General features: G+C 43.1%; 8 protein-coding genes and 2 pseudogenes. 2 read left to right on the top strand and 8 right to left on the bottom strand.

Going from position 1 to position 10111, the window contains the following annotated elements; genetic code table 11:
- Nucleotides 1-124 precede the first annotated feature (124 nt).
- A pseudogene (locus tag K4A83_RS02150) lies at nucleotides 125-1477 on the bottom strand (type I restriction endonuclease subunit R); the annotation flags it as partial.
- Nucleotides 1478-1489: 12 nt separating this feature from the next.
- Nucleotides 1490-1717 carry a hypothetical protein gene (locus K4A83_RS02145; RefSeq protein ID WP_407809785.1) on the bottom strand — a complete coding sequence of 76 codons (228 nt, stop codon included), beginning with the start codon at nucleotides 1715-1717 and terminating at the stop codon, nucleotides 1490-1492.
- Between the two features lie 152 nt (nucleotides 1718-1869).
- On the opposite strand from K4A83_RS02145, the gene K4A83_RS02140 reads away from it, so the two are divergent.
- The gene (locus K4A83_RS02140) at nucleotides 1870-2481 is read left to right on the top strand and encodes a Uma2 family endonuclease (protein WP_014274531.1); all 612 of its coding nucleotides are present in this window, start codon (nucleotides 1870-1872) and stop codon (nucleotides 2479-2481) included.
- A gap of 118 nt (nucleotides 2482-2599) precedes the next feature.
- Here K4A83_RS02140 and K4A83_RS02135 read toward each other — a convergent pair whose 3' ends face one another.
- Complete coding sequence (locus K4A83_RS02135) at nucleotides 2600-3202, bottom strand: type IV toxin-antitoxin system AbiEi family antitoxin domain-containing protein (protein WP_265262733.1); 603 nt, start codon at nucleotides 3200-3202, stop codon at nucleotides 2600-2602.
- A 71-nt stretch (nucleotides 3203-3273) separates the two neighbouring features.
- Between K4A83_RS02135 and K4A83_RS02130 the strand changes: the two genes are divergently transcribed.
- Nucleotides 3274-3726 (top strand): Uma2 family endonuclease, encoded by a 453-nt coding sequence (locus tag K4A83_RS02130; RefSeq protein ID WP_407809784.1) that lies wholly within the window; start codon nucleotides 3274-3276, stop codon nucleotides 3724-3726.
- Between the two features lie 162 nt (nucleotides 3727-3888).
- Here K4A83_RS02130 and K4A83_RS02125 read toward each other — a convergent pair.
- The 5 genes and pseudogenes from K4A83_RS02125 to K4A83_RS02105 form a co-directional block, all read right to left on the bottom strand.
- A pseudogene (locus tag K4A83_RS02125) lies at nucleotides 3889-5088 on the bottom strand (DNA methyltransferase); the annotation flags it as partial.
- Between the two features lie 35 nt (nucleotides 5089-5123).
- Nucleotides 5124-5516, bottom strand: a complete 393-nt coding sequence (locus K4A83_RS02120) for a DUF433 domain-containing protein (RefSeq protein WP_265262731.1) — start codon at nucleotides 5514-5516, stop codon at nucleotides 5124-5126.
- A gap of 6 nt (nucleotides 5517-5522) precedes the next feature.
- Nucleotides 5523-6863, bottom strand: coding sequence for a restriction endonuclease subunit S (locus tag K4A83_RS02115; RefSeq protein WP_265262730.1), 1341 nt, complete (start codon nucleotides 6861-6863; stop codon nucleotides 5523-5525).
- A 9-nt stretch (nucleotides 6864-6872) separates the two neighbouring features.
- A complete protein-coding gene (locus tag K4A83_RS02110; RefSeq protein ID WP_265262729.1) occupies nucleotides 6873-7175 on the bottom strand; it encodes a helix-turn-helix domain-containing protein in 303 nt (100 codons plus the stop codon).
- Nucleotides 7176-7190: 15 nt separating this feature from the next.
- Nucleotides 7191-9635, bottom strand: a complete 2445-nt coding sequence (locus tag K4A83_RS02105) for a type I restriction-modification system subunit M (RefSeq protein ID WP_265262728.1) — start codon at nucleotides 9633-9635, stop codon at nucleotides 7191-7193.
- Nucleotides 9636-10111 lie beyond the last annotated feature (476 nt).

The raw sequence follows: 10111 nt of genomic DNA, 5'->3' as shown, positions 1-10111 counted from the left end.
GGACGCAACTTGTATTGATAGGAAAGAATGAGCATCTTACGAAATGCAAGTGATTCTCTTAATTGTATTACGATTAAGAAAAAGCCGTCCTAGAAGGACGGGGCTTTAGACCCAGGGTTTTTGGTAAATCGAGGATAACCCCATCTCTCACCGCTTCGTTAAATTTGTAAGTGTGGATATACCCCCCAAATACTTCGATGCTGCGCTGTTTGTCTTGTTTCAATAGGGGAGTCCCGGTAAAGCCGATAAATAAAGCATCCGGGAGAATTTGCTTCATGGCGGTGTGGAGTTTCCCGGACTGGGTGCGGTGACATTCATCCACAAACACAAATAAGTTACCCTTGGGGGAGAAGTTGCTGGGGAGTTGCTGGAGGCTGTTAATAAATTCCTCGGTCGCCTCTTGGGAAGAGTGACCGAATTTGTGAATGAGGGAACACATTAACCAGGGTTGGGTTTGGTTGAGTTTATTCATCAGGTCGGCGCTGCTTTCGGTGCGGTAAATCTGCTCATCGACTCCTTTAAAGATGCTGTTAATCTGTTGGTCGAGTTCAGTGCGATCGCTTATAATTAAAACCCTAGCCTCCCGTTGATGTTCCCGAATCCATTTCGCCAGCCACACCATAGTTAGGCTTTTTCCTGACCCTTGAGTGTGCCAGATAATGCCACCCTCAAGGCGCTGGATAAATTCCTGGGCGACTTTAATCCCAAAATATTGGTTATGGCGGCAGGTTTTTTTAATCCCTGCATCAAAGATAATAAAGTCGTGGATGAGTTCCAGCAGGCGGCTTTTTTCACACAGTAAACTGAGATGCCAATCTAGGAGACTCTCAAAGGCATTAACTCCCGCTTCTTTCCATTCCAAATAATACTTTTCCGAGGTTTCGATAGTGCCGTAGCGGAGTCCTTGGGTATCGTTTCCCGCCATCACTAACTGAAGGGTGGTAAAAAAGGGGCGGATAAATTCCTTTTTTTGATTATCCAGGTTTTGGCGGATACCTTCGGCCACTGAAACCGTGGAACGTTTGAGTTCCAGAACCGCTACAGCAATACCATTAATATAGACCACAATATCCGGGCGTTTCTTCTGGTTGCCTTTTATGGTGACTTCTTCCGCCAGATAAAAGTGATTATTGTCGGGATTTTCCCAATCAATCAGCCAAACCGTTTGAGTTTGTTCACCCGCCCCCCCTTTCACCTTCACGCCATAACGCAGCAGGCGATAAACGGCCTTATTAGCATCATAAAGGTTTTGGGTTTCTCCCAAGCTGGCGGCTTTATCCAATTCTCTCAGGGTTTTATTGATGAGGGTGTCCTTAATGCCTTGCTGGGTGAGCCATTGGGTTAAATATTCAGCCTCTATATTGCGGTTATTTTCTCGGTCTTTCCAGTTTCCCAGATAGGTATAACCCAGTTGGTTTTGAAATAGTTTAATAACGCGGTTTTGGGTAACTCGTTCAACTTGTCCAACTTTAATCATGATTTAGCTCTCTTACTCAATAATTTCTTCGTATTGATGGCTGTCGTCTTCTTGATGCTGTTTCATCGAGGTCAAAATTTCTTCTAAGGATGTTTGGTCGAGAAACTGATGGCGTTCTTGGGTATAATCGCCTTGACCGGGAGTAAAATATTGAATAAACCGAATTGCATCAACAACTCCCAAGGAATCAATTAAGGCTTGATAGCCTTGTTTGATGATTTCTTGCTGTGTCTTGCTTATAATTTTTGTCCTTATTTTAGGTTGACAGTCATTAGCCATTGTACGGGATTGTTAATAGCCACATTTATTGACAGTTGACAGTTAATAATTTATAATTAAATCAACCGACCAAATATGAGCATCCAATTCCAGATTCCTCATTCCCCTTTATTATGACTCAAACTATTACTAAACCCATATCCTTTGATGAATTTGTCGCCTGGTATCCAGAAAATGCCACCTGTAAGTATGAACTACACAACGGAAGGATTGTCGAAATGCCTTTAGGAACAGGAGCGCACTCTAATATTATAGGCTTTATCCGCCTAAAACTGGGAGTTATAATTGACCGTTACGAGTTACCTTACTCTATCCCCGGTGATTGTTTGCTGAAACCGTGGAATACTCAATCAGGTTATCAGCCGGATATTATTGTGTTGGATAAGGGGGAGTTAAGCAAGGAACCCCGTTGGCAAAAAGAGTCTATTATTACCTTGGGGGGTTCGGTGCGGTTAGTGGTGGAGGTGGTTAGCAATAACTGGCAGAATGATTATCTGAGAAAGGCGGGAGATTATGAGTTAATGGGAATCCCAGAATATTGGATTGTCGATTATTTGGGGTTAGGGGGGCGGCGTTTTATTGGTGAACCTAAATCTCCGACGCTTTCGGTTTATACAATGGTTGATGGGGAGTATGAAGTTAGACAATTTCGAGGTAATGATAGGGTGGAGTCTGTGGCTTTTCCTGAGTTGGAGTTAACGGTTCAACAGATTTTTGAGGGTTAACTTTTCTCTTGGTAGGTGCATCTGAGAGATGAACTGAGGGGGAAAACGACCCTATTAATAACTGATGCAACATCTTAATTTAGTGCTTCAGGCATAATAGATTGAGCGTTATTTTTGTTCATGTCAAACTTTCTAAGTAAGGTCGCATTACATTCCGCATTCTGCAAACTTTAGCATAATGCCAGAGTTCATCCATTGAGCAGCGTTGTTGTTGCCAACATTCTCGCAAGGCTTCTAGGGCAACATCCAGACCTATTTTATGGCGAAATTTAAAGCAATCAACTACTGTTTTAGGGAGGCCATAAATCGGGACGTTACACCCTTCTATTTGATGATTTTCGACTCCTTCAATGAGAGATGAACCGGACATATAAACAATTCGCAGTGGCAAAAGTTTCTCTTGGGGATGACGTGATTTTTGAGGAATAGCTAACCAAATTTCCCAGGGATTTTGGGTGGTGATTTTATGAAAACTCAAGGCAGACAACAAGCAAATAGTTCCTTTCGGGACTCGTTGAGTGGCTTCAACAAGGCTATGGTTTTCGGTGATGTCTGCTTTGGGATAAGTATATATTCCGCGTCCAGAGCGAATCAAAAGGCTTTGTTCTTCTAGTCGTTTAAGGGACTGTCGATGAATTCCCTGTTTTGCTAGGTCTTTGGCGCAAATGACTCCCTTTTTTTGTGCTATCTTTAACACTTTTTGGCGGTTTGATGGTGACATTTTAAGTTAAGATACAAGGCAATTTGTGACCAGGTGCAGGTATTTATAAATAAGTACCTACATTTTATCACATAAAATTGATAATTGACCGTTACGAGTTACCTTACTCTATCCCCGGTGATTGTTTGCTGAAACCGTTGGATGATGAATCAGGTTATCAGCCGGATATTATTGTGTTGGATAAGGGGGAGTTAAGCAAGGAACCCCGTTGGCAAAAAGAGTCTATTATTACCTTGGGGGGTTCGGTGCGGTTAGTGGTGGAAGTGGTTAGCAATAACTGGCAAAATGATTATCTGAGAAAGGTGGGAGATTATGAGTTAATGGGAATCCCAGAATATTGGATTGTCGATTATTTGGGGTTAGGGGGGCGGCGTTTTATTGGTGAACCTAAATCTCCGACGCTTTCGGTTTATACAATGGTTGATGGGGAGTATGAAGTTAGACAATTTCGAGGTAATGATAGGGTGGAGTCTGTGGCTTTTCCTGAGTTGGAGTTAACGGTTCAACAGATTTTTGAGGGTTAAAAATTTAAAAATGATATTTTCTGATGGCTTCTTCTAGCTTTTCTCGGTCAGGTTCGGGTAAGCGAGGGTTATGGAGACAAGCGGTTAATTTTGTGTAATGAGGTCGAGATAAATCAGGCATATATTTTGTATTGATTAGGGTGAACTAATTTAAGTCAGTGGCTATATATAAAGTCTTTTATCTAAGATGGGGGTGTTGTCAATATCTGGCACTCTATCAATGGCTTTTTTAAGGTGGTTTATATTTTCGGGAGACACCCAAGATAAACCGCTTTTTAATATATCTAAGGCTACTTGGCGCGCAATTTGGTTAAGGTTGGCTTGAGAAATTGGATTTTTCAGGTTGCTAAAATTGATGATATCTTCTCGGATGACTTGCCCAAATTTATTTTTAAACTCTCTTTTTTGCCTTAATTGCTTGTGGAAAAGGTTAGCCTGTATCCCCATCTTTTCGATAATATCGGCATTATAAAAAGGGACACCTAAAACATTAGATTGATGTCCGATAACTAAGATAATGCGGGCGTTTTTTTTGCTGACCCTAGAAAGTTCTCGGAGAGTCTCAGCCATGTCTAAACAGTATTGGACTACTGTATAAAATCGGTTGCTGCGGTTGGCTCGATTTGAGCCTATTTCTGACCGTGCTATTGTTAATAAATCCCAGCCTAGAAGTTCGGCAGATTTGCGGTAGTTTTGATGATAGTTAAATACGTTGATATAGGGGGGAGAGGTGATGATAAAATCGATTGAGTTGTTGGGTAATGGCAGACAACGGGCATCTGATAAACCTATATTTATGGGGTGGTCGGAATAGGGCAGATTTTTGATAAGATTAACTAAATCGGCAAGTTTTGACTGGATTAATTCGTTGGTAACAGCATTGTTGGCAACATCGAGCAAAATCACTAAAGCCTCAAATATTTGGCTGGCTTCTGGGTCTAGCTGATTCCTAATTAGGGTTAATTTTTCGGCTAGGTTTTCCACTGGCTCATTTTGAAAGATTCTATAAGGAAATTCTCGATCTACTAATTCCCGCAGGATTTTAATTAACTCCTGTTTTCTGGGTTTATTGATAAGTTGATAGGTTTGGCTGAGAATATAAGCGGCTGGGTTAATATCAAAGCCATAGGCGGGAAGTTGGAGATTTCCGGCTTCTAGTAAAACGGTGCCGCTACCTGCAAAGGGGTCTAATATGACGGCATCAGGTGGGCAATATTGTGTTAAAATTATTTCAATAAGTTGAGGGGAAAATTGACCCCGCCAACTAAACAAGTTCGACCGGGTTTTGTTGACAATATTTAGTTTTTCTTGGGGGATGGGTTTATTAAAGGGCTTCAATTTCCAACCTCTCAATATGGTTGCTGATTTCTGGTTGTTGGTGTTATCTCTATCAAGGCTTAATTAACCGCGTTCTCCCCGTTAAGAGTTCCTGCATCATTCCCTGTTTTATGGCTTGGGTTTTGGCGCGACGTTTCTCTGCTATGGTGAGAGACAATGAGGGCATCAATTTCTGGGGTGTTGGCTTTATAATAAGTTCGTGCTGCTAAGAGGTCAAAGGGGGTTAAGCCGGGAAAATTATGGAGTAATGTGTCCTCATCCATACGTTGCTGGGTCAGTGAGATTAATGTCCAGACTGCAATACGAGTATTCCGAATGCGAGCATGACCGCCACAAATTCCTTCAGTTTTTTGAATGGTTTTAGCAATTAAAGTGGACTGAAACAGTGCATAATCATCAGGGGCTAGGGCGTTGATGGCTTCTGCTAGAGACTCCACTAACTTAGGATTCACTTTTGTTTATTCTCCATTATAATTGTTAATTAACCGCGTTCTCCCGGTTAAGAGTTCCTGCATCATTCCCTGTTTTATCCCTTGGGTTTTGGCGCGACGTTTTTCTAAGGCGGCAATTTCTTTGTCCATGTCCGAAAGCACAGAGGCGATCGCTTTTTGTTCAGGAAGGGGTGGAATTGCAATAGGTGTTTTTCTTATTGTTCCTAATCCTAAATTAAAAATAGTTGTTCCAGTTAATCCATTTCTAAAAAAGTTTTTGATGGTTTGAGTTTGCAATTGATAATATAAGTAATTTTTTGAAATATTTTTTGTTGGATTCAAATAAGCTACACTTTTTCCTAAAATTACTGGTTCTCCTTGATAAAATGCTAGGTTTCCAATAGTTCCATTTATTGACAATAAAATTGTTCTTTGATTTAATCTTTGTTGATATTTTTTAGCTTCGGATTGATCACATTTTTGTGTAATTGTGTCAACATAAATTTTACTATCAACTAGATTATTTCCATTAATAAAGTAATAGTTGCCTTGATCTGAGTATAGAGGTGTTGCATGAAGACCATCACCAACTTCAGAAGTTACTTCATCAATAATTGTAACCTCCCAATCTTCAGGAATTAAACCGATCGCACTTTTTTTATAACCCATTCCCTTCGCACTTTTTTTATAACCCATTCCCTTCGCACTTTTTTTATAACCCATTCCCTCACCAAACCCCGGTAAGCGAGTCTTACCCGTGAGGAGTTGCTGCATAGTGGCGGTTTTGATGTGGCGCTTTTTGGCGATTAGCTTATCTAGGCTGCTGATGAGTTCGTCAACGTCTGAGAGGACAGAGGCGATCGCTTTTTGTTCTGGAAGGGGTGGAACTGCACAAGGAATATTAATTAAGGTGCTTTTGTTTAACTTATAACGTCCTGCCCCTTGTCTTTTTAAATACCGGGTCAAATCTCGATGACAAAAAAAATAGTAAAACCAAGTAGTTAAATTGTTAACTCCTTTTATAATATGTGCATGGTTATTGACATTAAATTTACCATTCACCAACAATGTCATAGATATATCCCGCCATTTTAGAAAGTGATCGCCATCTTCACCAATTAGTGCGTGTTCACCTTCAACTCGATACTCACTGATATAGCCTTGTACGCCAGTTGGCCCATAATAGGGATATTTTCCCTGCATAGAATCTCTAACCTTTTTACTGATTGGTAATCTTAAATGATTTCTAATTTCAAAAGCATCTCCAAGCAAAACAACCTCCCAATCTTCAGGAATCACCCCCACCTCAGTCTGCTTATACCCCGGCGGCACTTGATTGTTATTCCCAGCTAATTCTTGACGGCTCATCGGTTTACCTCAATTATCAATTATCAATTCATTTAAAGCATCTTGAATCACCTGCTCACTTACCCCGCGCCGCTTCAACCCCTCAATAAACCTTAAAACAGGTTGCTGGCGACTTTCCAGATGGTATAAAATCGCTTCATAGGGTGATGGTAAATCAATCGGATGATGTTGTTCTTCATAGGCTTCGATTAAAGTTGTCAGAACCTCAAGGCGATCGCCTTCTGGTGTATTTACGGGCGCATCAAATAACCGTCCAACCTCCGCCAACGCTTCACGATAATCGACCTCAGTTTTAATCGGTTTAAAACTCATCTTTTCCCTCAATTATCAATTATCAATTATCAATTGCTTCAAATGCTCATCAACCCGACTGGCTAACCTCTCCACCTCATCGATTAATTGGGGCAAAGGTTCCGCATAACGCTCATCTAACTCCTTAATTCGACTCGCCAACTGCTGCGTTACCCGCTCAATTTCTGCCAAAATCATCCCCTCCAAAGTCGCCCCCCACTTATCCACAATTACCAACGTTTTAATCTCCTCCTCCCTTAACTTAGGATACTTGGCAAACACTAACCTATCCAGTGCCTCCTGAGCCTTTTTAACCGCCTTCTTTAACTCCGCTTCCCGGTCAAATAACCCTAAACATTCCTCACAAATTGCCAACTGTTGCCTCTCCTCTTCCGACCCATCAAAAAGCGGCAACCCTTTCAACCCCTTAATCAACTTGGTTAAATTCCCCTTAGTCACCTTCCCCGCATCCGTTTGGGCATCCGTCAAGGCCCCATCTTCCCCCGTGTTTTCCTCAATTAACCCCTCCAACTCCTGCGTTACCCCATCACAATCCGCTTGTAAATTATCAATCTGCGCCTGTTTCTCCGCAAAATACCGCGCCACCAACAAACTGGGGGGAATCAAATCCGCTTTATATTTTTTCTTCCCCATCACCAAGTCCGGCGTTTCCGTCAACTTCTGCCCCTTGGACACCACCAACTCCCTTAACACCTTCCCCCCTTCCCAGCCATCTTGTGCCAGCAAATAGACATCATCCTGCATCGTTTCCCCCCAATAATCCATCAAAAGCTGATAGATGTCATAGTTATCGAGCAAGTCCGCCGCCGCCAACCGCCCCAGCAAATCCTCCGATAACTCCCCAATCAACTCCTTGGGTTTGTCCCCTATGGCGATATTTTCCAACCTCGCCCGGTGATGGTCCCGCCATTGGTGATATAGCGCCAGAGTCCCACTCACAAACTCAACCGCTTCGGGATGGTTTTTAATGGAGTGTTGATAATTGGTAATTGATAACTGAAAATAACCGGGGCGGGTTTCAGTGAATAAGTCCGCTTTTAGGGTGGGGAATACCTGCCAATAATGACCGAGGGCATCGATGTCTCCCTGGGGAATGCCGCCGTTGATGTGGGCGTTGAGGTCGTGGAGGTCTTCCGGTTCGCTAGAATCGATATATCTGGGAATATTTAAGTTATAGTCATTGGCAGCGATTTCCTCGAAACTCACCCCACGACTATAACGGGGAATTTCTAGCTGATTATTGAACACATCGACGATTTTATGGATGTCCTGACTGCGAAGGCGGTTTTTATTGCCATCCTTCATAAATCCCTTGCTGGCATCGATCATAAATAAGCCGTCACGAGTAGCAGCTTCCGCCTTATCCAAGACAATAATACAGGCAGGGATACCCGTGCCATAAAACAGGTTAGCAGGTAAGCCGATAATGCCTTTAATATAGCCCTGGGTAACTAGATTTTGCCGAATGGTTGCCTCGGCATTCCCCCGAAATAACACGCCGTGGGGGAGAATTACGGCCGCTTTTCCGGTGCTTTTTAGGGATTTGAGGATATGCAGCAAAAAAGCATAGTCGCCATTTTTCGCCGGAGGAACCCCATACCCAAAGCGGTTAAATTCATCTCTGGCGGTATCGACTCCATTACTCCAAGATTTGTAAGAGAATGGGGGGTTAGCTACGGCAAAATCAAACCGCTTGAGACTGCCATCTTTTTCCTTCCAATGGGGAGAGGCGAGGGTGTTATCTTTCCAAATTTCCGCCGTAGGATGGTTGTGCATAAACATATTCATCCGCGCCAGAGAATAGGTGGCGTTATCCATTTCCTGCCCATATATGCTTAATCCGTTGGGGGCTTCGTCTGCGACTTTTAGCAATAGAGAACCCGACCCACAAGTGGGGTCGTAAACGGTGGCATCTTGGCGGGTTTCTGGGGGAATTGCTAACACCTTGGCGACGACGCGAGACACTTCGGCGGGGGTGTAAAATTGTCCCTTGCTTTTGCCGGACTCGGTGGCAAAATTCCGCATCAAATACTCATAGGCATCTCCCAGCAAATCATCGCCCTCGGCGCGGTTGGCGCTTAAATTAATGCCCTCGAAAATACCGACCAACCGGGAAAGGCGGTCTACCATTTCCTTGCCTTTGCCGAGTTTATCCTCGTCATTAAAATCGGCAATATCAATCACGCCTTTAAGGTCATTTTCGGCGGCGAGGTTGTCGATAACTTTGTTAATTTTATCGCCGATTTCTTTATCACCTTTCAGCTTCACCAAGTCGCTAAAGGCGGCTCCTTGGGGAACAATAATCAGGCCGTTGGGTTTCCCGGCATATTTATCAGAAACGTATTTAAGGAATAGCAGGGTGAGGACATAATCCTTATATTGGGAGGCATCCATTCCCCCCCGGAGTTCGTCACAACCTGCCCAGAGGGAACTATAGAGTTGGGTTTTTTTAACAGCCATTTTTTCTGAGATTAATGTTTAAGTACAGGAAAGGGGGAGTCAGAAATCAGGTTCGTAGTTGCGCTTGGGCGCCTAACTCTAGCCAGTTTCTCGCCAGAAACCGGGTTGCGTTCAATGTCTAGTTTTCTCGGTACACCTTAGCAAAAACCCGGTTTCTCATCTCGGGAGATGGGGGGTAAACTAGGAATATCTAGCAATAACCGGGGGGATTCGGGATCCGGGGGAATCCAAAACTGAAACCCTTTGTCTTGACAATCTTTGAGTAGTTTTCTGGGTCAATGTGCGATCGCCCCCCCTCAATCGCCCCCAATAATTTCAGCCCCACGCCTTGCCTAAACTGCCGAAATACTCATAGAGACGTTGGCTTAATACTGCCCCCACTCCCTCCACTTTTAACCACGCTAACCAGTACGCCCGTTCTTCTAGCAATGTTTTCTCCTCGATTGAACCCTCTCCATTTTATCCCCGCCCCTTAC

Origin of the sequence: Spirulina subsalsa FACHB-351, from assembly GCF_026130165.1 — a bacterium.
Classification (GTDB): Bacteria; Cyanobacteriota; Cyanobacteriia; order Cyanobacteriales; family Spirulinaceae; genus Spirulina_A; species Spirulina_A subsalsa_A.
Note: the sequence above shows the minus strand (reverse complement) of the source record. Positions and strands in the feature narration are given on the sequence as shown.